Genomic DNA, 23,406 nt, shown 5'->3' with positions numbered 1-23,406 from the left:
TTCAGCTTTCCGGATCAACGTAGACGGCGTTGCGGTCGATGGTGGAGTAGATGTCCATCCCGATCGGCCGGCGACGCTCCTCGGCAAGCTGACCGAGCAGCCCAGCAGCCCTTGCCAGCAAGGCGAATCCGCGCAGCATCTCGACCGGCAACCCGAGGTCGGCGAGCGCGGCGCCACAGACCCCGGCGCCGTTCAACGGGAGCTTGCGGCCAAGGACCTGCTCGTGCACGCGGCCGATCGCCTGGAACAGCTGTAGATGCGGGCCTTCCAGCCCTTCCTCACGAGCGATGCCGATCAGCACAGGCGTCCGTGGGTCGAGCACCTTGTGTACCGGATGCCCGAGACCGGGGAGGTACTTGCCGGACTCACGGGCCGCGGAGACAACCTCCAACGCGAGGGCGTCCCAGCCGGTGTCATCGGTCGGTAGATCCCGTCCGTCGAGGGCTTCGTGCAAGAACATTCCACAGTCCTCGGTCACGCCGAGGAACCGGGATCCACCACCGAGCAGGCCGGCGGCGAGCGCACCCTGCAGGGAATCCGGCGCGGACAAGTAGGTGACCCGCGCGGCGATCGCGGTCGGTGTGAACCCGTGGTCCGCCAGCGCGACCAGTACCGCCTCGAACACCCGCGTCTCGGACGGCGTCGGCCGGCGCAGCGTCACCAGCCAGAACGCCAACTCACCGAACCCGACCTTCCCCATCAGATCTGCGGTGAGGTCCTGCCCCAGCAGCCGGATCTCGTCAGCTGTCGACGTACCCAACGAGGTCGGAAACTTCATTCCGTCAGCCATTTGCGTAGCTCACCTCCGTGTTCGTCGAGTGACGGCGGCGGCAACCGGTACGACGCCGCGCTCTCCGAGAACGTGATCGGATTGCGCACGGTCGGGATCTCGCCGACCGTCACGACCGGATCCAGCCCGATGTCCTCCGCGAACGCCACCCCGCCGTCGACGGTGTTGATCGGTCCACACGGCACCCCGGCCGCGATGATGTCGCGGAACCACTCGAGCTTCGTCCGCGTCTTCAGCCGCTCGACCAGCAACGGCCGCAGTACGTCGCGGTTCGCGGTCCGCTTCTCGTTGCGGTCGAACCGCGGATCGTCGGCCAGCTCCGGTACGCCGAGAACCTCCGCCAGCTTGCGGAACTGCCCGTTGTTTCCGGCCGTGATGATCAACTCCCCGTCCGCACAAGGCAGCGGTTCATAGGGAAACAGGCTCGGATGGCTGTTCCCCATCCGCAGCGGTACGACGCCACCCGCGACGTACGCGCTCGACTGGTTGACCAGGCCGGACAGCGCCGACGACAGCAGGTTCACCTCGACGTGCTGACCGCGTCCGGTCTCGTGCCGGGCGTTCAGCGCGGACAGTACGCCGATGGTGGCGTGCAGGCCGGCCATCACGTCGAAGACCGAGATCCCGGCCCGGAACGGCTCGCCGTCCGGGTCACCGGTCAGGCTCATCAAGCCCGAGATCGCCTGCACGATCAGGTCGTACCCGGGCAGCTCTGCACCCTTCGGCCCCGACCCGAACCCGCTGATCGACGCGTAGATCAGCTTGGGGTTGCCGTCGGCAACGGTCTCGTAGTCAAGCCCGAACCGGGCCAGTCCACGCGGCCGGAAGTTCTCCACCAGCACGTCCGCGCGCCGTGCCAACTCTTGCGCGGCGGCCAGGTCCTCGGGGTCCTTCAGGTCGAGCGCGATCGACCGCTTGTTCCGGTTCACCGCGAGGTAGTACGTCGAGATGCCGTCGCGGACCGGAGGTTGCCAGGACCGGGTGTCGTCGCCGCCGGGCGCCTCGATCTTGATCACGTCAGCGCCGAGGTCGGCCAGCAGCATGGTCGCGTACGGGCCGGCCAGGATCCGGGAGAAGTCGGCCACCAGCAGCCCGGAGAGCGGACCCGTCACACAACCTCCCAGGAGGATCACGGACAGTTGTCCGCACGACCAGATCGCTTCAGTCTCGGACCGCCCTCGCTCGCCTGTCAACCACCAGGTTGAACTCTTGACAGTCCATCCAGCCGCTCAGATAGTGAGTCTCATCGCCCCGATGACCGTCATACGGACGCATGTCCGGGATCTCTTCTGGAGGGGAATCATGACCACTGCCGCGACGCCGCTGGCGGGCCGGCCGATCCTGCTGCGCGGCGGCACCGTGCTGACCATGGACGACCACCACACGATTGTTGACAATGGCGATGTCCTGATTGTTGACAATCAGATCGCCGCCGTCGGCCAGGCGCTCGACGTCCCGGAGAACACCCAGGTGGTCGACGCGACCGGCGGCATCGTGATGCCGGGCATGATCGACACCCACCGGCATATGTGGCAGACCGCGATGCGCGCGTACGGCGCCGACTGGACGCTGACGCAGTACTTCGTCTGGTACTACCTCGAGCACGGCAAGACGTTCCGGCCCGAGGACATCCACGCCGGCAACCTGACCTCGGCCTGGGAGTCGCTCGAGGCGGGCGTCACCACAACGGTCGACTGGTCGCACGGACTGCAGAGTGTCGACCACGCCGAGGCGGCCGCCGACGCGCTGCGCGCCGTACCCGGGCGGTTCGTTCTTGCCTACGGCAACATTCAGGCCGGGCCGTGGGAGTGGACCGCGGATCCGTCGGTGCGCGCATTCCTGGAGCGGCTGCGGGACGACTCGCAGCTCGGTCTGCAGCTGGCCTTCGACGTGACCGGCGACCCGGCCTTCCCGGAGCGGGCCGCGTTCGAGGTGGCCCGGGAGCTCGGGCTCGGCGTGACCACGCACGCCGGTGTCTGGGGCGCGACCAACGACAACGGCATCAAGCTGATGCACGAGAACGAGTTCATGACGCCGCAGAACATCTACGTCCACGCGGCCACCCTCACCACCGACTCGTACCAGCGGATCGCCGCGACCGGCGGCTCGATCTCGGTCTCCACCGAGTCCGAGCAGAGCGCCGGCCAGGGCTACCCGCCGACCTGGCAGGTCCGCCGGCACAACATTCCGGTCTCGCTGTCGATGGACACCAGCGTGTGGTGGAGCGGCGACCTGTTCAGCGCGATGCGGACCACGCTCGGCGCCGACCGGGCCCGCGAGCACCTCGAGGCGCACATGAAGGGCGCCACCGTGACCCACAGCCATCTCCGCGCCGAGCATGTCGTCGACTGGGCGACCCGCGGCGGCGCGAAGGCGCTCGGCCGCGACGACCTCGGCAGCCTCGAACCCGGGAAGACGGCCGACGTCATCCTGATCAAGAACGACTCGTCACCGGTCTCGTTCCCGCTGATCAACCCGTACGGCCAGGTGGCGTTCCAGTCCCAGCGCGGCGACGTACACACCGTGATCGTCGACGGCCGCGTGGTGAAGTTCGCCCATCAACTGGTCGGCTGCGACCTGCCCGCCGTACGGCGTGAGGTCGAGGCGACCGTCGACCATCTGCGCTCGACCCTCGGCGAGGAGGCGTGGCGGAGCGGGATGAATCCGGAGCTGCCGAAGGGCGAGGTGTTCGACAACCCGTACCAGTACACGGACTACAAGTCCGACTCGACCCGCGAGGCCCGTGGCACCATCTTCGGTGAACCGTAGTCAATCGACTGGAGGACGATCTATGGCAGGCCGTGGTGCGGGTCCGGATTTCGTCGAGTCGCTGGCTCGCGGGCTGGACGTGCTGGCCTGCTTCGACGTCGACCACCGGACGATGTCGCTGAGCGAGGTCGCGTCCGCGGCCGGCCTCGCCCGGCCGACCGCGCGCCGGCTGCTGCTCACGCTGGAGGAGCTCGGCTTCGTCCGCACCACCGACGGCGCCTTCCAGCTCACCCCCAAGGTCCTGACCCTTGGGATGGCGTACGTCGGTTCGCTCGGGCTGTGGGACATCGCGAAACCGCACCTCGAGTCGCTCGTCACCCGGACCGGCGAGTCGTCGTCGATGGCGCAGCTCGACGGCTCCGACATCGTCTACGTGGCTCGCGTCTCGGTGCCGAAGCTGATCGCACTCCGGGTCGACATCGGCACCCGCTTCCCGGCCGCGCAGACCTCGCAGGGCAAGGTGCTGCTCTCCGCGCTCTCCCCCGCCGAACTGGCCGAGGTCCTCGCCGAACCGAGCCGCGCCGGACTGCCGCCGTACATCGGCCGGACCGCGGAGCAGTTGTACGACGAGCTGACCGAGATCCGCGCCCGTGGATGGGCGCTGGCCGACGAGGAGCTCGCGCCCGGTGTCCGCTCGGTCGCAGCACCGGTCCGCGACGGCACCGGCACGGTCCGGGCTGCGATGAACGTGACCGTGCACGCGGCCGAGACCTCGGTCGACACACTGCTGCACGACCACCTCCCGCTCCTCCTCCGTACGGCGGGCGACGTCAGCGCGGAGTGGGCCCTCTGGCAATCTCGCCCCCACGTCGAGATCGAGCAACGACATGAGACGACTGCTTGAATAACTGCATGACCGTTCTCGACTCCCCCATCCCCCGCTTCCATCTCGCGATGCCGGTCGACGACCTCGACGCGGCGCGGCACTTCTACGGCGACGTACTCGGCCTCGAGCAGGGTCGCAGCTCCGAGACCTGGATCGACTGGAACCTGCGTGGCCACCAGTTCGTCACCCACGTCGCTCCCGAGCGACCGCAACGGATCCACAACCCGGTCGACGGTCACGACGTACCCGTGCCGCACTTCGGACTGATCCTGACCGTCGACGAGTTCCAGACCTTCGCCGAGCGGCTGAAGGCGGCCGGCACCGAGTTCGTCATCGAGCCGTACGTCCGCTTCCAGGGCCAGACCGGCGAACAGTGGACGATGTTCTTCCTCGATCCAGCCGGCAACGCCCTGGAGTTCAAAGCCTTCGCCGACGACTCCCAGGTCTTCGCCGCCTAGGGCGTGATCCAGCCTGTCAGGATCGTGGTGCCGGAGGCGGCTGTGCAGACCAAGCGGTATGGGCTGGTCGGGACCGGGCGGAGTGCGAAGAAGCCGAGGTCGTCGATGTCCGCCGTGGCCAGTTTGCCGCCCTCGCCGCGGGCGGTGACCGTGCCGGCTTCCGGCGGGTCCAGCTGACCCAGTACGGCGTCGGGCGTCAGCTCGAGCTCGACCGTCCAGCCGTCGGACGCGAAGGTAAGCGACCGCAGGATCGCGCTCTCCGACCGGATCGCCAATGCGTCCAGGGTGTCCCAGGCCGAGTCGTAGGTGAGCGCCGCCAGTTCGGCGTCGATCGTCCGCCACGAAAACGCCGCCTTGCCGGCCTCGACGAACGCCGTCGGCACCTCGTCGGCGGACGCGAGCGCGTCCCGCAAGGCCTCGATCATCTGTTCGTCGTCGTTCCAGTCCAGATCTGCCACGGTTCTCACCTCCTCGTTCTCTCGTCAGGTCCATCCGCCAGCAACGCCAGCGCCGGAGTTTGCCGCAGCTTGGTCAAACAACGCGCCCGGTTCGGCCCGATGCTTCCGATCGGTACGTGCAGTCGCCGGCTGATCTCGTCGTACGGCGTCGGCGGGTCTTGCGTCAGTAGGGCGAGCAGGATCTGGCAGCGACGCGACAACTCACTGAACGCGGTCCGCAGGATCGCGCGCCGTTCGTGCCGCAGCACTTCCTCCTCCGCGATCGCATCCTCGGGTACGTCGGGCGAGTCCGCCAGGTCGACCGGTTCGACCCGATTGGTCGTCCGGATCAGCCGGAAGCACTCGCGTTGCGTCGTGGTCGCGATCCAGCCCGGTAACGCCGCCGGCTCGCGCAGACCGGGCAAGTGCTCGACCAGCCGCAACCACACGCTTTGCCCGACGTCGTCCATGTCGGGCTGCGCCAGCCGATACCGCCGGCAGACCGAGAAAACCAGCGGCGCGTAACGCTCCACCAGCTCGTCCCAGGCCTTCTTCTCGCCGTCCCTGGCCCGGGTGACCAGGTCGACGACTGTCGGGTCGTCCCGCATGCCGTCCCCCTCTTCAACACCGGACCGCTCACTAGTACAGAGTCGCTCCGGATGACTGCTGATACATATCTATGCACCGAGGGCGACAAACGATCGGCCTGCCGCATCTGCGACCGGGTCGCCGCGCGCCTCGGAACGGGCGCCCGCAAAAGCGGAAGCCAGCGACTGACCGGCTTGAAGGTTTTCGTGGACCGCGAGCATCAACGGCGCGGTCGCCGGATCGTTCACCGGTACGACGCTCGCCAGAATCCCCGCCGCCCCCAACGGAATCAGACTGCTGCTCAACCCGAGCAGCTCATCCGCGCCGACCGGCTTCGCCAGCCCTGAATCGCAACTCGACAACACCATCCGGTACGGCGCCCTCCGCAGCCGCTCGAAGTCGTATACAGTCATCGGCCCGTCGTCGAGCCGCAACGACGAGAACAACGGACTGTCCGAGCGGAACGTCCCGTGTGCTGCGATATGCGCGACCCAGGCCCCGTCGAGCTCCCGCAGTACCTTCTCCGCGGTCGCATCGCCGTCCGCGAGCACGGTCGCGTCCGGGTACTTCTCGGCCAACCGCATCACCTCGGTCCGACCGGCCGACAACCCCGGACCCAGCACCAGCACCACGCGTCGATCGGCCGGCGGCCGCAACCGTCGTGCCCGCAACCAGGTCGCGGCAGACGGCACGACGTTGACGGCACGCGAGGCCAGTGCCGGCACCAATCCCCAAGGCAACGCCTGCAACCGACTCGGCGGGACCATCACGGCCGGCCGATCACCGAGCAACTCCTGCGCCGGCCCGAGGATCGCCGAGCCGAGCCGCGTCCCAAGTACGTCCAGCGACGGACCGCGTTGCGTCCTATCCGATCTGCCATGCGCCAACCACCGCAACCGGAACCGCGACCGCTCGACCTCAATCGCCGCAGCGGCCAACGGCCCAACCTCATGCCGCGTGATCCGTCCATCCCGCACCACCACCGCATGCAGTACGCCGTCGACCTCGATCAGCTCAACGAGCACCGTCTCACCCAATGCCTCGACCAGCTCGTCGACATCAAACCGAACCATCCCACCCAACGAGCCACCTTCAGCACGCAACGCCCGATCGCGAACCGCCTTCTCCAGCCGCCGCCGTTCCTTCTCCAACCCAGGATCCGGCTCAGCATCCAAACGCCGTACGACGTCACGCAAAGCCGCGAGCTCCGCCGCCAGTTGTACGTCGTCCGACCGTCGAACCGGAGGAACTCCGAGCGCCGTCGCTCGCCACCGCTCCCCCCAACTCAGCAACCTCCGCGCGTCGTCCCGCCGCAACGCATCGCGCAGCGCCAACTCAGCCAACTCAGCACCCTGACCCGTCGCCAACGCGCGAAGCTCGGTCGCCCCCATCGTCAGCCGATGCTCGTCCAACGCATCCAGACCGCGAGCGCACGCCGACAACGTGCCGCGCACATCGGACCGGGCCTCCGCCCGCAACGCCTTCCCGAGCCAGGCCGCACTCCGAGCGATCGGCGGCGCATCCCTGCTATGCCGTCCGGCCAACTCCAGTTGACGATCCGCGGCCCGCGACCGTCCGTCGGCCAACGCGAGGCGACCAGCCAGCAGATGCGCGGCCGACGCCTCGGACGAACCCAACGCGTCGAGCCGCCGAGCCGCCGCGGTCACCCGACGCAGCAACCGCTCCCCGCGTTCTCCGGCCTGATAGCGAGCCTCCAACTGCACCATCGACGAACGCACCGACCACCACTCCCGGTGCTGCGCGGAGAACAACCGCCGCGCCCGATCGGCCCGCTCCTGAGCGGCCTGTGGGTCACCCGCCGCCAGCGCAGCCGTCGCGGCCGCGAACCACAGTTCGCCGCGCTTGGTCGCCGTACCGCCCTCGGCCTCCATCTGGGCGATCGCCTGGTCCATCTCGGCCAACGCCTCGGCGCTGAGCCCGGCCGCGAGCAGTACGCCGCAGCGGTCGATCGCGAGGTCCGGCCAGGCCACACCGACCGCAGCGAACCGCCGTCCAGCTTCGTCCAGGTACCGCAGGGCCGCTGGCAGATCGCCACGCGAGTACGCGACCAATCCCCGGTTCTGCCGGGCTTCGGCGTACTCGAACTCCTGACCCGTTGCGGCATACAACTTCTCGGCCACCGCGAAATCCGCGTCCGCCCGCTTCGTCCCGCCCAACGCGAGCTGGATGAAGCCGCGATAGTTCCGCGACCGCGCCTCCCAGACCTGATCGCCCGACCGCCGCAACCGGGTGATCGCCGACCGCAGGTCGTCCAGCGCCTCGCGATGCCTTCCTAGCACCAGCAGTACGTCGGCCCGCCGCAACAGCACGCGCCCGGTCAGGGCTCCGCGACTGAGGTCGACAGCGCGATCGAGCCGCGCCAGCCCTTCGCGACTCTGGCCGGCCCGGCCAAGCGTGGCGCCCAATGTGGCAAGGACATCGGCCTCGCGCTTCGAACGCCCGGACTGCTCGGCCAGTCGCAGTGCGGTCCGCAGCTCGCGAACCGCTGCCAGCACATCACCGAGCTGACGAAGCGCGATACCCCAGGCTTGATGGGCGATCGACGCGTCGACCGCCGCCGGCGCACCGGCCAGCAGGGTGCGCGCGGCCGCGATCGCGTCGTGTGGCCGCGACAAAGCGAGCGGCAGCAGATTTTCTACTGCCCCGGCACTCCCCCCAGCCGTCGGCATTCTGAAAGGATAACGGCGATTCATTCATCCAAGGGGGGAAATCGGGAAATGGCCGATCAAACGAGCGACCGAAAATACGTCGATCAGATCGAACTGATTATCCAGGCCTACGGGCGCGAGGTCGAGGTGTTCCCGGAGGAGTGGCAGAAGCAGCCGGAGGGGGCCGACTATCTGTACCGCACCGGGGTCGTCCTGGTGCGCGACGAGGACCTGACTCGGGTCGTCGAACTCTTCCAGGGCGGGCAGCCCGGCGAGGGTGGGATCGCCGGCGTCACCCGGCTGCGACTGCCGGACAAGGTGCCGCCGGAAGCGCCGGAGGACCGTTCGGTCACGCAACGATTCCTGAAGTACGCCGACCTGCGGCTCGGGCGCGGCGTGGTCACGCCGGAGCACTTGTTCTACGTGACTCCGAGCGTCAGCCCGTGCCCCGCGACCGAGCCGGAAGAGGTGCCGCCCGGGATCCCGCCAGACCCGGTGCTGCCCACGCCGTACCTGCCCGCCGGCGCGGCGGACGGTCGTGGCGTGAAGGTCGTCGTACTCGATGTCGGCTGGTCCGACGCACCGGCGGCGTACTGGCTGGCCGGGGTGACCGGCGACCCGGAGAACGCGTTCGACCCTTCGGGCCGGATCCGGCCGTATGCGGGGCACGGGACGTTCATCGCGGGCGTGATGCGGGCGATCGCGCGGAATGTGGAAATCGTGGTGAAGAGCTACTTCACCGGCGCGGGCGCGATGTGGGAGTTCGATCTCGCCGAGGCACTGGACGAAGTACTCGATCTCGGGCCGGACATCATCAGCCTGTCGGCCGGCACCCGGACGCGGTTCGACCTGCCGGCGCTCGGGCTCGACGTCTTCATCCGGACCAGGCTGGACCGGGTCAACGGCCTCACGCTGGTCGCTGCCGCGGGCAACGAGTCGACCAGGGACTACTTCTGGCCGGCCGCGTTCCCGGAGACCGTCGGTGTCGGGGCACTCGCGGAAAACGGCCGGGACCGGGCGTCGTTCAGCAACTTCGGCGCATGGGTCGATGTCTACGCACCGGGCGAGAATCTGGTGAACGCATTCCTCACCGGCGACTACGAGTGCACCGAACCGCCGAACGCCGGCGACGTGCGGTCGTTCGCCGGGATGGCGCGCTGGAGCGGTACGTCGTTCGCGACGCCGCTCGTGGCCGGCCTGATCGCCGGGCGGATGTCGGTCACCGGTGAGAACGCCAAACAGGCCTCCGACGCGTTGCTCGCGTTCGCCCTGACCCAGCCGGAGGCAGGCGTCGGTCCGGTACTGCGGGCCGGCGACGCGCTCAACTCCCTGTAGGCGACGCACCGAGTCAACGCACCGACGCGGTGCGGGGCTACCGGCCTCACCGCCGGACCTTCCGCACCGCGTCAGCCTCCCCCTCTGCGTGCCTTCGGGTCGTCCTCCCCCCTGCGACGATCCGAAGGCATCCCCCCACTTCTGCGGAGACTGCCCGGTCCGGATTGATACACCCAGTTACGAGGAAACTTTTCAACCGGTCGGGTGCTCACAGAGGAATGGTGGCCGGCCCGCGCCGGAGTGGTAGTTGTACTGCGTCCCGTTGACCTCGAGGACCGTCCGGTTTCCCTGGATCAGCGCCTGGGTGTAGCGCATGTCCGGCTCCGGGCAGCCGAGGCTGCCGTCCGACCAGGTGATCTCCTCCGAACTGACCACGGTCACCTGCGCGGCGTCGACGTTCAGCCGCTTGGCGAGGTCGGCCTTGGCCTGCTCGACCGGGCCGCCGGAAGGCGCGCTGCTTGGGGGGCTGCTGGTCATCGAGGGGGTTCCTCCAGTTCCGGGATTGCTTCCAGTGTCATTGCCGCAGGCAACCAAAAGGCCGGCCATCAGCAGCAGGACGCTCACTCTGCGCATCACCATCACCTCCCACAGTAGACGCTGGCGAATATGTATTCGTTGCAGATGGATGGCACGAATGTTGTTCAGGTTCTGTTTCCCGCGCGTCGTCCCACGGCCTGTTGGATCGGAGGAATCTCGGGAACCGCCTGTCCAAGGAGCATTGCATGTCTGTCGATCGTCGTTCCGTCCTCCGAGGAGCCGCCGTGGGCGCGGCCGGAGTCGGTTTCACCACCGTCGGCGCCGTACCGACGCTTGCCGAGGCCGCGCCGGCGTCGCACCAGGGCCACACGCCGTTCCCGCAGCACAAGCCGTTCCCGCCGCTGCTGGACGACCCGAAGGGCCTCCTCGCGCTGCCGGCCGGGTTCAAATACCGGGTCGTCACGCAGGCCGGCGAGACCAAGCTGAAGAGCGGTCACCCGACCCCGGCCCTGCACGACGGTACGGCGGTCTTCAAGGGCAGCCGGCACGATACCTACACCCTGATCCAGAACCACGAGATCGGCGCCGCCGACCCGCTCGGCGTACCGGCGATCGAGGGCACCGTCTATGACAGCGGCGTTGGCGCGGCCGGCGGCTGCACGGTCATCTCGGTCGACCGCGACGGCAAGAACCTCGGCGAATGGGTCGGCATCTCCGGCACGATCACCAACTGTGCCGGCGGCCCGACGCCGTGGGGCACCTGGATGACCTGCGAGGAGACCGAGAACAAGGCCAACGGCACTACCCGGCTGAAGGACCACGGCTACGTCTTCGAGGTCTGGGCCGACGGCAAGACCGCGCACCCGGTGCCGCTCAAGGCGCTCGGCCGGTACGCGCACGAGGCCCTCGCGATCGACGAGGACCGGACCCACGTCTACCTGTCCGAGGACGCCTCCGGCCCGAACGGCACCTTCTACCGCTGGTCGGCGCCGCGCGGCTACAAGCTCAGCTCGCGCAGCTGGCAGGACCTGCAGAACAAGGACTTCGGCACCCTCGAGGCGCTGGCGATCCTCGGTGACGACGGCAAGCCGATCCCGGACGTCGCGTACCTGACCTCGGCCCAGCTGCTCCGGCCGTTCCGGACCGCGTGGGTGCCGGTGCCGGACCGCGACGGCGCGACCACCTCGGTCCGCAAGCAGTTCACCGACGGGCAGATCACCCGCGGCAAGAAGTTCGAGGGCGTCTACGGCACCAAGCAGGGCGTGTACGTCGTCAACTCGTACGCCGAGTCCGGCACCGCCGACCTGCCCGCCGACGCCGTACCGCACGACGGCATGGTGTGGTTCTACAACTACGACGCCCGGACCATCCAGCTGGTCACGTACTTCCCGGAGAACGCGGCCGCGAACAAGGGCCCCGAGGCGAAGTACGACGACCTGAACTTCGACAGCCCGGACAACGTCACGGTCACGCCGTGGGGCTCGCTGATCCTGGCCGAGGACGGTCAGGCCAGCAGCCACGTGCTGAGCGCGACGCCGGGCGGCCCGACGTACGCCATCGCCCGGAACATGCTGAACGACTCCGAGTTCACCGGCCCGACGTTCTCGGCCGACGGCAAGGTGCTGTTCGTCAACATCCAGACGCCGGGGATCACGCTGGCCATCACCGGTCCGTGGCGCGACTACCTCGGCTGAGTGCATCCAGCAGGGTGAGCGGACGGTCGTCCGGACCGACGCGCACCTCGTTCATCAAGTAGGAGTAGGCGGTCTCGCGGCTCGGCCAAGCGCCGTGCCGCGAGCCGCCGGCCCCTGGGTGACCGAACGCGTCCGCCGGACCGTCGCCGGTCTGCAACTCGAACCCGGCGCCGTAAGCCATCGGGCTCCCCCACGTCGGCTCCACCCCTCGCCGGATCTCGTGGCGGCCGAGCTCGACCGTCTCCGGCGTCAGGACGCGTACACCGTCCACCTCGCCGAGCAGGGACGCGTAGAACCGGGCCATCCCGCGAGCCGTCGCGTATCCGCCGACCGCGGCCAGCCCGGCGTTGCGGTACTCGGCGCTGTTCCAGATCTTCTCCGAGCCCGGCACCCACAGCGGATTCGGCCTGTTGAGCTCGGTCCACGGCCCGTCGACGAGGACACCGTCCGGCGCGACCATCGTCGCCACCCGCCAGTGCAGTTCCTCAGGCAGCCCGATCCACACCTCAAGCCCTAGCGGTACGGCGAACTCGTCCGCGAAGAACCGGCCCACGGTCCGGCCGTCAACCCGCCGTACCAGCTCGTCGAGCAGCCAGCCCCACGTGACCGGGTGGTACATGAACCCGGCGCGCGGATCGGACGCCGGCGCCTGCGCGGCCAGGTGTGCGGCCATCGCGTCATGCTCGAGCAGGTCGGCGTACCCGGCGTCGACCCACGGCAGCCGGGCCTGGTGCGACAACACCTCGGCGATCGTGATGCTTTCCTTGCCCTCGGCACCGAACTCGGGCCAGTAGCGACTCAGTGGATCGTCCAGCGACACCTGACCACGCTGGACCAGCAGCAGGATGCAGGCGCTCGTGAGGCCTTTGGTCCCCGAGAACATCAGGTGGATCGTGTCTCGGTCCCATGCCCTGCCGGTCTCGGGGTCGGCAGTCCCGCCCCACAGATCGACCACCAGCCGACCACGGTGGTACGCCGCGAAGGCCGCACCGAGCTCGCCCCGCTCGGTGAAGTTCCGCTCGAAGGCTTCGGCCACGTGCTCGTATCCTGTCGGCATGCAATTGATAGTACCGATCGTTCTCATCTAGGTCTAGATAACACCGATCGGTATTATTGATCGTGGAGGTGGTTGCACGATGCCGGTCAAGGCTGGGGAGCGGTTGGATCCGGAGGCGACGAGGGCCCGGATCCTGAAGGCGGCGGCGGAGGTGTTCGGCCGGCGCGGGATCCACGCGACCGGGATCAACGAGGTGGTCGAGGCGGCGGGCGCGTCCAAACTGACCATTTACAAGAACTTCGGCTCCAAGGAAGGCCTGGTCGAGGCGGTCCTGACCGACCGCACCCATCGGGTCCGCGCCTGGCACAACTCAGTGGTCGAGCAGGCGCCACCCGGCCGGGAGCAGATCCTGGCCGTCTTCGACCTCGTCGCCAGCTGGTACGCCGAAACCGGGTTCCGCGGTTGCGCGATGATGAACGCCGCGACCGAGGATCGTGGTCAGGACGGCGCGCCCCGGCGGCTCGCGCGCGACCATCTCGCCTTCTACCGGGAGCTCTTCGAGCGACTGTTGACGCAGGCCGGGGCGCGTGATCCGGGTACGACGGCGCGGCAGCTGGTCGTCGTACTGGAAGGCGCGACGCTGATCAGCGCGGTCGACCAGGATCCGGGACTGGGCGCGGAGGCTCGGGCGATCGTGGAGACACTGCTCGACTCGGCACTCTGAGCGCGACCAGGACGCACGCCAGCCCAGCTCCGGCCGCCACGAGAAACGCTTGGCGATAGCCAGCCTGCTCGGCGATCAGCCCTCCGAGCGGACCCGCGGCCATCACCCCGAGATCCCAGAACGACGTCATCACGCCCATCGACACGCCCGGCCGCAGCCCACGCACCCGATCCAGAGTCATCGAGATGCAAGCCGGATAGACCAGGGCCAGCCCCAGTCCGGCCAACGCAGTACACACCACCGCCGTGACCGGTCCGTCAGCCAGCGCGATGCCAACCAGTGCAACGATCGCGATCGGGACGGTCGATGCCGCCACCACGCGGCCGCCGTACCGATCGACCAATGGACTGCCGGCGAACCGCGCGATCAGGAACGCGGCGGCGAACACGGCCAGCGCGATGTTGTCCACGCCGATGTCGTCGGCGCGCAACCGCAGTACCAGCAGCGCAGCGACCGTCCCGTAGCAGTAGGCGGCCAGGCCGATGGTTGCTCCGGGCAATGGTACGCCGGCCGGTACCAGGTCGCGAGGCCGGCGAATCCGCACCAGCGGCTGGTGCCGGCCCGGATCGGAACGGGTCGTCAGCACCAACGCGGCCGAGGCGAGCGCCAACCCGACGACCACCCACCAGACTCGGTCGCCGACAATCGTGGCGATCACCGGGCCGGCGGCCAACCCGCCCCACATCGACAACCCGAACCAGCCGGCCAATCGACCGCGTTGGGCCGCTTGCGTACCGGACAGCACCCACGGCAGCGCTCCCGAGAACAACGCCGCCTCACCGGCGCCCATCACCAGCCGCGCGACCAGCAGCAGGGCCAGGTCGGGCGCGAGCAGTTGCCCGAGGCCCCCGACCGCCGCCAGCACTCCCCCGGTCACCACGACCGGCCGCGACCAACCCGCATCCGCCAGCCACCCGGCGAAGGGCCGCCCGCAAGCCGTTGCCAGGAAGGCGATCCCGACCGCGGTCCCACTCGCCAGCGCGCCACCGCCGAACTTCTCCGGCACGTACGACGGCAACGCCTGCAACGTGGCACCGAACGCGAGGTACCCAGCCAGCACCGCCACCCACAACCGCCGCACCGGAACGCTCATGGATGGGATAGTACCGCTTGTTACTATCTCTGTCGCGCGCGGTCCAGCAGAACGACCTCACACGCGTAGTGCTGCGACGCGGTCATCTCACCGCGGAACCAGAGCAGCGGGACGCGACCGGGATCGCCGGGCGCGACGATCGGCCGGAGGTTGTCGACGGCGGAGTTCTCCGTCACCGGCGTCCACGTTGTCGCGTCATCCGCCGTACGGGCATGGAAGATCTCGTGATGCTTGAGGGCGGCGCCGTCGCGCGGGTCGATCGGTGTCGAGACGTAGAGCGAGTCGAGGTCGTACGGATCGATCGCGACCAGGCCGGTGTAGTCGTTCTCGTGCACCAGCAGACCGTGGCCGGCCTTCGCCAACTGCCGCACCTGCCACGTGCCTCCGGGCGCGAGGCGTGCATAGAAGAAGCGGTGATCCGGCACCGGATGCTGTCGCGCGAACGCATCCTCCGGCTTCTCCGGTACGTCGTGACGCGCGAGCAGAACCGCTGCGAGCGAGCCGTCCTCGCCGCGGCGGATGTCGACTGTCCAGCAGTGGGTCATCGGCTCGCTGTCCCAGACCGAGTCCGCGGCGAGGACCGTGGTCAGCTCCACCTGCGACGGCGCGTCCGCGTCGAGCGCTATCGGATCCACGACGGTGCCGTCGGTCCGATGCAGAGCGCCGCCCTCCAGGTAGCCGTGGTAGATCGAGTTGTTGTAGTCGCGCGGGTGGTGGTCGGTCGTGATCAGGTCGACGCGCGTGGGCGTCGAGACGTAGCGCGTGTAGCCGTTGACGTAGCCGACCTTCGGGCGGGTGAACAGCTTCCCGGCGTACTCCCAGGTGTCACCCTCGTCGTCCGACACCAGTGCACACGGGTCGTCGTTCACTGCTCGGGCGAAGCAGTAGAGGCGGCCGTCGAGCTCATGCAGGTTCGAGTACGTGACGCCGCGACCGCCGGTGAACTCGCTCCAGTCGAACGTCTTCTCCGGTCCCCACGTCCGCGGATCACCGGGCTCACTCACCCGCCACCGAGTCAGGTCGTCCGTCTTGTGCTTCGTGTACACCGCCAGCCAGCGACCGTCCCGGCGTCGCCACAACGCCGGTACGTCGTGATCGTCCGCTTCGAACCGCTCGTGCAGTACGACGACCTCAGTCGAACCGGACCGCAGATCCACCACGGTCAACTCGACGTTGCCGGCCCGATCGACTCCGCCTGGTCCCTCCGGCGCCGCGATCGAACCGGCGACCAGCACTCCGCCGTCCGGATCGACCAAGGCCCGTTCGTCCTGGAACCAGCACCAAGCACCGTTGTCATTGATCACCCGAGGCTCATCCATGGTCGCTCAGTGTTTCAGAGTTCGACCCGTTTGGGTAAGCGCTTGCCAGCATGTGGTCAGCCTTGTCAGATGCTCGTGCGAGGATCGGGGTATGCCGATCGACCCGCACCTTCTGCTTGCCTTTCTGCTGACGACGATGGTCGCGATGATCACGCCTGGGCCGGACATGCTCTACATCCTCGGATGCGGGATGCGCAGCGGTCCGCGGGCAGGTCTGCTCGCGACGGCCGGGGTTGCGACTAGTGAGGCCGTGCATGTCACGGTCGCGGCGGCCGGGTTGGCTGCCTTGTTCGCCGCGGTGCCTGTCGCGTTCACCGCAGTGCGGATCGTCGGGGCGGCGTACCTCATTTATCTTGGCGTGCAGATGATCCGGCATCGGAAGGACGCTGTTGACGACGAGCCGGCCGCGGCGGCGATGTCGGGGCGGAAGGCGTATCTGACCGGTCTGACCACGAATCTGCTGAACCCGAAGATGGTGACGTTCACGATCGCGTTCCTGCCGCAGTTCGTGGTGCCGGCGCGGGGTCAAGTGTGGCTGCAGTTCGCAGTGCTGGGCGCGATCTTGATCGTGCTGGAGTTCCTCGTCGACGGCACGGTCGGGCTGTTGTCGGGGCGGATCGGCAGTTGGCTGCGCGCTCGCCGTACCGCCCGTCGCCGCATCGACACGGCCACGGGCGGGATCTTCATCGGTCTCGGCGTACGGCTCGCCTTGCTGCGTTAGAAGACGACGGTCCAGCCTGAGCGGGCGGCCTGGTCGGCGGTGTAGGCGACGCCGTGAATCTTCAGACCTTTGCTGTCGAGGAGGGTGATCTCGCCGCCTTTGTTGCCGAGCTGGACGGTCGGCGGCAGGTGGACGAGGAGGGTCGCGCCCGGTTCGAGTACGGCGGATGGCAGCGGGCCAACGTGGAGGGCGCGATCGACCACGTGCCATCCGGTGAGGTCGACCGGGTTGGGTGACGCGTTCAGCAGGGTGACCGTCTCGGCCTCGGGCGCGGGGCCGACCGGGTTGATCAGGGCGGCGACGATCCGGACCGGCTCGGCGCCGAACTCCTCGATCGGCGCGTCGACCAGCGTGTGGCCGGTCTTGTCGTCGGTGTGCCAGGACTGACTCTGGAACGCGAGGAAGATGCCGACCCAGCGCTGCTGGTCCGGCAACGCGATCAGCAGCGCGCCGTCCTGCCAGACGCCGTCGTCCTTGCGGAACGTGCCGACATTGCCTTGATTCATGTGGATGTCGTGCACCCCGTTGCCCGGCTGGAACCCGAAGATCTTGTCCGGTACGCCGTTCTCCGACGGCCACCGCTCACCGAACGAGTACACGACCGCGGCCGGCTCCCGGATCGCACGCTGGACCTGGTCGTCGAGCAGATCGCCGAGGTCATTGCCCGGTCCGGCCACGTCGGCGGGAAGCGGACGCAGCAGGGTCCGGTCGAAGAGCGTCTGCCGGACGTAGTCCAGATTCACGCCGGCCGGTCCGTTGTCGAGCAGATGCCAGCCGGGCGTCAGGCTGGTGAGTTGCGCGGTGATCGGATGCCGGAAGTCCTCGTCGACGCGGTAGAGCAGCTCCGACGGGTAGTCCTGCGACCGGACGTTCACCGCGATCCGGTAGCTCACGCCATCCGCACCTACGCGGATCTGGTAGTGCGGGGTGTCCGTTCCACCCTCCCGGCGCGCGTCGACCGCCCGGCCGACCAGAACGCCGTACGACGTCAGTGGCATGACGCCTCCTCTCCCCTGCTTTGAGGAGGCGCCCTGCGGCCGGAGTGATACAGACCTGGTTCAGGCCGACCGACTACCGGTCAGATCCAGCAGCACCTTCGACGCGGTGGTGCGATCGCTTGCCAGCTCGAACGCCGAGAGTGCGTCGCCGAGCGGGAACGTGTGGGTGACGATCGGCGCGACGTTCAATCCACCGGCGAGCAGGGCGATCGCGGAGTCGAACTCGTGGTCAAACCGGAATGCGCCGGTCAGCGTGAGCTCGCGGGTCATCAGTACGTTCCCCGCGAACGCGGTGTCGCCGGGCGGCAGTGTCCCGACCTGTACGACGGCGCCACCACGGCGTACCCGCTCCAGACAGGTCCGCAACCCGGCCGCCGTACCGGACGCCTCGATCGCGACGTCGATCTCGTCCGGCCAGTCCGTCTCGCCGACCTGGATCGTGGTCGTCGCGCCGACTTGGGTCGCCAGTGTCAGCGGAGTTTCGTGCAGATCGACTGCGATCACCTCGACCGCGCCAGCCTGGCGCAACGCAGCCACGACCAACAGCCCGATCGGTCCCGCGCCGGTGACCAGAACCCGCTTGCCATCCACGGATCCCGCCTGCCGGACTGCGTGGATTGCGACAGACAACGGTTCAGCCAGGACCGCAGTACGCAACTCCAGCCCGGCCGGCAACACCCGCACCTGCTCGAGCGGCACGATCAACTCCTGAACGAACCCACCCTGGATATGCGGATCCCTCGCCGCACTTCCCAGATAGTTGCTATAGGCACAGATATTCCGCCGGTCCCGAACACACTCAGCACACGTCCCACAAGGTGTCGCCGGATGAATCCCGACCGCCGTACCAACGGCAAACCCGTCCGCCTCCGCACTGACCCGCCCCACCACCTCATGCCCCAACACCAACGGCTCCCGAATCCGGAAGTCCCCCACCCCACCATCGTGGTAGTAATGCAGGTCCGACCCACAAATCCCCCCAAACTCAATGCCCACAGCAACTTCCCCCACCCCCGCCTCCACCGCCCTACGCTCCTCAACCCGCAAATCCCCAGCCCCATGCACCACACACCCGTACAAACCACCCACCACCCTCAAGTCGCCGTCCACCGACAGTATCCGGACTACTGTCAGTGCCGCAGGTGTCCGCTTGGTTGTAGTAGGGAGTTGATGTGCCGGACCGTGATGTCGATCCCGTTGCCCACAATCGGGCGGCTTGGGACAAGTATGTCCAGGAGGGTAATGAGTGGTCGACGCCGGTGAGTGTCGAGGAGGTCGAGCGCGCCCGCCGGGGTGAGTGGTCGATTGTTCTCATCGGGCGTGAGCCCGTCGACCGGTCCTGGCTGCCGGCGGATCTGACCGGGAAGGACCTGTTGTGCCTGGCCTCCGGTGGTGGCCAGCAGGGTCCGATCCTCGCCGCCGCGGGGGCGCGGGTCACCGTGTTCGACAACTCACCCGGACAGCTCGGCCAGGATCAGCTGGTGGCGGCGCGCGACGGGCTCGACCTGCGCACCGTGCTGGGCGACATGCGCGACCTCAGCGCCTTCGGCGACGCAACTTTCGACGTCGTGTTCCACCCGGTCTCCAACCTGTTCGTACCAGATTTGGCGCCGGTATGGCGTGAGTGCTTCCGCGTCCTGCGACCGGGCGGAACTCTGCTCGCGGGCTTCCTCAACCCTGATGCGTACCTGTTCGACCACGAGGCGCTCGACGAGCGCGGCGAGCTGATCGTCGTGCACAAGCTGCCCTACAGCGATGTCACGCACTACTCCGCCGAGGAACGCGCCACGAAGTTCGGCGCGGATGCCGCTCTCGAATACAGCCACACCCTCACCGCCCAGATCGGCGGGCAACTCGCCGCGGGGTTCGTCCTCACCGGCTTCGCGGAAGCGCCGCACCACTCCGACGCATCCGCTCAGTACATGTCGGGCTATTTCGCGACGCTGGCAGTCAAGCCAGGCTGACCCAGCCGTTGGGTCCTGAACTAGCGGAAGTCTCGGGATCTGGTTTGGGCGGAGAGCGGGAGGCGTTGGAGGTGGTCGGCGGAGAGGTTGGTTACTTCGCCGGCGCGTTCGACGCGGCCTCGGATGATCATGGCCGCGGCGTTGCGCGCTACCGCGGCGTGGCGGTGCCAGCAGCCGACGGTGATGACGATGTTGGCCATGCCGGTCTCGTCCTCGAGGTTCATGAAGGTGACGCCCGAGGCGGTCGCGGGGCGCTGGCGGTGGGTGACCACGCCGGCGACCCGGACCCGGGCGCCGTCGGGGGCTTCGCGGAGTTGGGCCGCGGACAGGATGCCTTCGGCGCGGAGCTGGTCGCGGACGCGTTCCATCGGGTGGCTGGTCGTAGTGATCGAGGTGGACCACAGGTCGGCCATGTCGGCCTCGATGTCGCTCATCCCGGGCAGTGTCGGCGGCGGACCGGCCGCGGTGATCCCGGCCAGCTGGCCCGGACGCTCCTCGGCCGCCCGACCCGCCTCCCACAACGCCTGCCGCCGGTCGAGGCCGAAGCAGTCGAACGCGCCGGCCGTCGCCAACGCCTCGACCTGCGCCGCGGTGATCCCGGTCCGCCGGACCACGTCGGCCATCTCGCTGAACGGCCCGCCGCGCTCCCGCTCCTCGACGATCAGCTTCGCGCCCTTCTCCCCGATCGTGCGTACTTCGGACAACCCGAGCCGGACCGCGAACGCGCCGTCGCGGCGATGCGCGGTCGTGTCGGACGGCGCTTTCGGATCGAACGGACCCACCAACGGCTGCGGATCCGCCAGACAACCCGGTGACCCGGTCGGCCCGGTGAGCTCCTGCCCGTCGACCAACTGCTCCAGCCCCGCATCGACCCCGGACAGATGCAGGTGCGGACGGCGTACTTCGACACCGTGGCGGCGAGCATCAGCCACCAGCGACTGCGGTGAGTAGAACCCCATCGGCTGAGCCCGCAGCAGCGAGGCCAGGAACGCGGCCGGGTAGTGCAGCCGCAGCCACGTGCTGGAGTAGACGAGCAGCGCGAAGCTGATCGAGTGCGACTCGGCGAACCCGAAGTTCGCGAACGCCTCGATCTTGTCGTAGATCTCGTCGGCCAGGTCCCCGGTGATCCCGTTGCGCGCCATCCCGGCGTACAGCTTGTCCTTCAGGGACGAGATCCTCTCGATGCCGCGTTTGGATCCCATCGCCCGGCGGAGCAGGTCGGCCTCGTCGCCGTCGATCTCGCCGACCGCCATCGCCATCTGCATCAGCTGCTCCTGGAACAGCGGCACGCCCATGGTCCGCTCCAGCACCGGCTGCAGCTTCGGGTGGAGGTAGGTGATCGGCTCCTCCCCGGTCCGGCGGCGGATGTACGGATGGACGGCGCCGCCCTGGATCGGGCCGGGCCGGATCAGCGCGATCTCGGTGACCAGGTCGTAGAACTTCCGTGGTTTCAGCCGCGGCAACGTCGCCATCTGCGCGCGGGACTCGACCTGGAACACACCCACCGAATCCGCCCGGCAGAGCTGGTCGTAGACCCCTGCCTCCTCCCGCGGGATCGTGTGCAGCTCCCACGACTCCCCGATCTCCTCCCGGACCATGTCCAGGCAGTACTGCAGGGCGGCCAGCATGCCGAGCCCGAGCAGGTCGAACTTCACCAGCCCCATCCAGGCACAGTCGTCCTTGTCCCACTGCAGGACCGTACGGTTCTCCATCCGGGCGTGCTCGATCGGCACCACCTCGCCGACCGGGCGCTCGGTCAGCACCATCCCTCCGGAGTGGATCCCGAGGTGCCGCGGGAACTTCAGCAACTCGGTCGACATCGCCACCACCTGCGGCGGGATGTCGTGCTCGGTCGAGGTGATCTCCGGACTCCAGCCGTCCACCTGTTTCGACCACGCGTCCTGCTGACCGACGGAGTACCCCAAGGCCTTCGCCATGTCGCGGACGGCGGACTTCGGGCGGTAGGAAATCACGTTCGCCACCTGGGCGGCGTTGTGCCGACCGTACTTCTTGTAGACGTGCTGGATGACCTCCTCGCGGCGGCCGGAGTCGAAGTCGACGTCGATGTCCGGCTCCTCGGCCCGGGTGGTGGCCAGGAACCGCTCGAACGGCAGGTTGTAGAGGATGCTGTCCACCGCGGTGATCCCGAGCGCGTAGCAGACCGCCGAGTTCGCCGCCGAGCCACGGCCCTGGCAGAGGATCCCCTCGTCGTGCGCGAACTTGACGATGTCGTGCACGATCAGGAAGTACCCCGGGAAGCCCTTCTCGGCGATCACGGCCAGCTCCCGCTCCAGCCGTTCGTACGCGTCCGGGCGCTGCTCACGGGTCCCGTACCGCCCGGCGGCGCCGGCGAAGGTCAGCTCCCGCAGCCACGACATCGGGGTGTGACCGTCCGGTACGTCGCGCAGCGGCAGCTTCGGCTTCGCCCGGGCGAGGTCGAACCCGAGCTGGCCGGCCAGCTCGACCGAGCGCGCCACGGCCCCGTCGTACCGGCGGAAGCGAGCTGTCATCTCCGCTCCGGAGCGGACGAACGCCATCCCGCTCGGCGGCAGCCAGCCGTCCATCGAGTCCAGGTCGCGCCGGGCCCGGACCGCGGCCAGCGCAGCGGCCAGCTTGTGCTTGACCGGGGTCGCGTAGTGAACGTTGTTGGTGGCAACTACCGGGAGGCAGCGGTCGGCGGCCAGGCCGGCGAGGATCCGGTTCCGGGTGGTGTCCGCGGGGAGGTGGTGGTCGATCAGCTCGACGACCACCCGGTCCTTCCCGAACAGGGCCGTCAGCCGGTCCAGCTCGCGACCGGCGGCGGCCGGACCGTCGGCACGTCCGCCGAGCTCGAGCGCCTGCCGGACCAGCCCCTTGCGGCAGCCGGTCAGGATCATCCAGTGCTTGCTCCCCACGGCAGCCAGCTCCTCCAGGTCATAGACCGGCTTCCCCTTCTCCCCGCCGGCGAGCTGCGCCTCGGTGATCGCGCCGGCGAGCTTGTGGTACCCCTCCTGCCCCTCGGCCAGCACCAGCAGGTGACTGCCCTCCGGATCGGCCACGCCGTTCTGCGGGCCGGTCAGCCCGAGTGACAACTCCGCCCCGAACACCGTCGGCAGCGAGTACGCCGCTGCAGCCTCGGCGAACCGGGCCGCGCCGTAGAACCCGTCGTGATCGGTCAGCGCGAGCGCATGCAGCCCCTGGCGGACCGCGGCCTCGACCAGATCCTCCGGTTGGGAGGCGCCGTCCAGGAAGGAGAAATTCGAATGGACGTGGAGCTCGGCATACGGAACGGCGTGCTCGGGGCGGCGGACGACGTCAGGCACATACGGCCCGCGGTGCTGGGACCAGGCCGGGCTGTCGCCGCCGTCGGCTGTCACTGGCCGCCCGCCGTGGCTGCCCGGGCGGGAGCGGTCCGACAGCTTGCGCTCCAGCTCGGACCACTTGATCGGCGGATTGTTGTATCCCACGAAGACATACTAGAACATGTGTTCGACACTTTAATCGGTTGACTGGTGCCGTGCCCGGATTGGTACCGTGCGATGGTCCGTGACATCACACCTGGAGGTGA

General features: G+C 68.5%; 20 protein-coding genes. 8 read left to right on the top strand and 12 right to left on the bottom strand.

Going from position 1 to position 23,406, the window contains the following annotated elements; translation table 11 throughout:
* Position 1: 1 nt before the first annotated feature.
* Complete coding sequence (locus EV650_RS02985; protein WP_202874341.1) at positions 2 to 778, bottom strand: citryl-CoA lyase; 777 nt, start codon at positions 776 to 778, stop codon at positions 2 to 4.
* Entirely contained in the window at positions 775 to 1,902 is a 1,128-nt protein-coding gene (locus tag EV650_RS02980) for a CaiB/BaiF CoA transferase family protein (protein ID WP_238173995.1), read from the bottom strand. The genes EV650_RS02985 and EV650_RS02980 overlap by 4 nt, the downstream gene beginning before the upstream one ends.
* Positions 1,903 to 2,092: 190 nt before the next feature.
* Here EV650_RS02980 and EV650_RS02975 point away from each other — a divergent pair, with 190 nt between their 5' ends.
* Genes EV650_RS02975 through EV650_RS02965 form a run of 3 tightly spaced genes read left to right on the top strand, consistent with a single transcriptional unit; the run spans position 2,093 to position 4,843 of the window.
* Positions 2,093 to 3,559, top strand: a complete 1,467-nt coding sequence (locus EV650_RS02975) for an amidohydrolase family protein (protein WP_134115069.1) — start codon at positions 2,093 to 2,095, stop codon at positions 3,557 to 3,559.
* 22 nt (positions 3,560 to 3,581) lie between these two features.
* Complete coding sequence (locus EV650_RS02970; RefSeq protein ID WP_134115067.1) at positions 3,582 to 4,403, top strand: IclR family transcriptional regulator domain-containing protein; 822 nt, start codon at positions 3,582 to 3,584, stop codon at positions 4,401 to 4,403.
* Between the two features lie 8 nt (positions 4,404 to 4,411).
* Entirely contained in the window at positions 4,412 to 4,843 is a 432-nt protein-coding gene (locus tag EV650_RS02965) for a VOC family protein (protein ID WP_134115065.1), read from the top strand.
* Here the strand turns inward: EV650_RS02965 and EV650_RS02960 are convergent.
* The 3 genes from EV650_RS02960 to EV650_RS02950 form a co-directional block, all read right to left on the bottom strand.
* Entirely contained in the window at positions 4,840 to 5,301 is a 462-nt protein-coding gene (locus EV650_RS02960; RefSeq protein WP_134115063.1) for a hypothetical protein, read from the bottom strand. The genes EV650_RS02965 and EV650_RS02960 overlap by 4 nt on opposite strands.
* A 5-nt stretch (positions 5,302 to 5,306) precedes the next feature.
* Positions 5,307 to 5,888 (bottom strand): RNA polymerase sigma factor, encoded by a 582-nt coding sequence (locus EV650_RS02955; RefSeq protein WP_134115061.1) that lies wholly within the window; start codon positions 5,886 to 5,888, stop codon positions 5,307 to 5,309.
* 69 nt (positions 5,889 to 5,957) lie between these two features.
* Positions 5,958 to 8,558, bottom strand: coding sequence for a CHAT domain-containing protein (locus tag EV650_RS02950; RefSeq protein ID WP_134115059.1), 2,601 nt, complete (start codon positions 8,556 to 8,558; stop codon positions 5,958 to 5,960).
* Between the two features lie 48 nt (positions 8,559 to 8,606).
* Here EV650_RS02950 and EV650_RS02945 point away from each other — a divergent pair, with 48 nt between their 5' ends.
* Positions 8,607 to 9,872 carry a S8 family peptidase gene (locus EV650_RS02945; protein ID WP_134115057.1) on the top strand — a complete coding sequence of 422 codons (1,266 nt, stop codon included), beginning with the start codon at positions 8,607 to 8,609 and terminating at the stop codon, positions 9,870 to 9,872.
* Between the two features lie 192 nt (positions 9,873 to 10,064).
* Here the strand turns inward: EV650_RS02945 and EV650_RS02940 are convergent, their stop codons facing one another.
* Complete coding sequence (locus EV650_RS02940) at positions 10,065 to 10,349, bottom strand: DUF8738 domain-containing protein (protein WP_134115055.1); 285 nt, start codon at positions 10,347 to 10,349, stop codon at positions 10,065 to 10,067.
* A gap of 245 nt (positions 10,350 to 10,594) precedes the next feature.
* Here EV650_RS02940 and EV650_RS02935 point away from each other — a divergent pair, with 245 nt between their 5' ends.
* Entirely contained in the window at positions 10,595 to 12,043 is a 1,449-nt protein-coding gene (locus EV650_RS02935) for an alkaline phosphatase PhoX (RefSeq protein WP_134115053.1), read from the top strand.
* Here the strand turns inward: EV650_RS02935 and EV650_RS02930 are convergent.
* Positions 12,012 to 13,100 carry a serine hydrolase domain-containing protein gene (locus EV650_RS02930; RefSeq protein WP_134115051.1) on the bottom strand — a complete coding sequence of 363 codons (1,089 nt, stop codon included), beginning with the start codon at positions 13,098 to 13,100 and terminating at the stop codon, positions 12,012 to 12,014. The two genes, EV650_RS02935 and EV650_RS02930, sit on opposite strands and share 32 nt — an antisense overlap.
* A 79-nt stretch (positions 13,101 to 13,179) precedes the next feature.
* Here EV650_RS02930 and EV650_RS02925 point away from each other — a divergent pair, with 79 nt between their 5' ends.
* Positions 13,180 to 13,764 carry a TetR/AcrR family transcriptional regulator gene (locus EV650_RS02925; protein ID WP_134115049.1) on the top strand — a complete coding sequence of 195 codons (585 nt, stop codon included), beginning with the start codon at positions 13,180 to 13,182 and terminating at the stop codon, positions 13,762 to 13,764.
* Here EV650_RS02925 and EV650_RS02920 read toward each other — a convergent pair.
* Positions 13,685 to 14,857, bottom strand: a complete 1,173-nt coding sequence (locus EV650_RS02920) for an MFS transporter (protein ID WP_134115047.1) — start codon at positions 14,855 to 14,857, stop codon at positions 13,685 to 13,687. The genes EV650_RS02925 and EV650_RS02920 overlap by 80 nt on opposite strands.
* Positions 14,858 to 14,880: 23 nt before the next feature.
* Positions 14,881 to 16,176, bottom strand: a complete 1,296-nt coding sequence (locus EV650_RS02915) for a BNR-4 repeat-containing protein (protein ID WP_134115045.1) — start codon at positions 16,174 to 16,176, stop codon at positions 14,881 to 14,883.
* Between the two features lie 91 nt (positions 16,177 to 16,267).
* Here EV650_RS02915 and EV650_RS02910 point away from each other — a divergent pair, with 91 nt between their 5' ends.
* Positions 16,268 to 16,897 carry a LysE family translocator gene (locus tag EV650_RS02910; RefSeq protein WP_134115043.1) on the top strand — a complete coding sequence of 210 codons (630 nt, stop codon included), beginning with the start codon at positions 16,268 to 16,270 and terminating at the stop codon, positions 16,895 to 16,897.
* Here EV650_RS02910 and EV650_RS02905 read toward each other — a convergent pair.
* Together EV650_RS02905 and EV650_RS02900 are read right to left on the bottom strand one after the other, a co-directional pair.
* Complete coding sequence (locus EV650_RS02905; protein WP_134115041.1) at positions 16,894 to 17,895, bottom strand: DUF2278 family protein; 1,002 nt, start codon at positions 17,893 to 17,895, stop codon at positions 16,894 to 16,896. The two genes, EV650_RS02910 and EV650_RS02905, sit on opposite strands and share 4 nt — an antisense overlap.
* Positions 17,896 to 17,955: 60 nt before the next feature.
* Complete coding sequence (locus EV650_RS02900; protein ID WP_202874335.1) at positions 17,956 to 18,891, bottom strand: L-idonate 5-dehydrogenase; 936 nt, start codon at positions 18,889 to 18,891, stop codon at positions 17,956 to 17,958.
* Between the two features lie 176 nt (positions 18,892 to 19,067).
* Between EV650_RS02900 and EV650_RS02895 the strand changes: the two genes are divergently transcribed.
* Positions 19,068 to 19,859 (top strand): class I SAM-dependent methyltransferase, encoded by a 792-nt coding sequence (locus tag EV650_RS02895; RefSeq protein ID WP_134115039.1) that lies wholly within the window; start codon positions 19,068 to 19,070, stop codon positions 19,857 to 19,859.
* Between the two features lie 20 nt (positions 19,860 to 19,879).
* Here EV650_RS02895 and EV650_RS02890 read toward each other — a convergent pair whose 3' ends face one another.
* The gene (locus EV650_RS02890) at positions 19,880 to 23,305 is read right to left on the bottom strand and encodes an error-prone DNA polymerase (protein ID WP_134115037.1); all 3,426 of its coding nucleotides are present in this window, start codon (positions 23,303 to 23,305) and stop codon (positions 19,880 to 19,882) included.
* Between the last annotated feature and the right edge of the window lie 101 nt (positions 23,306 to 23,406).

The organism is Kribbella kalugense (genome assembly GCF_004365875.1).
GTDB lineage: Bacteria > Actinomycetota > Actinomycetes > Propionibacteriales > Kribbellaceae > Kribbella > Kribbella kalugense.
This window is presented reverse-complemented; position numbering and strand designations above follow the sequence as displayed.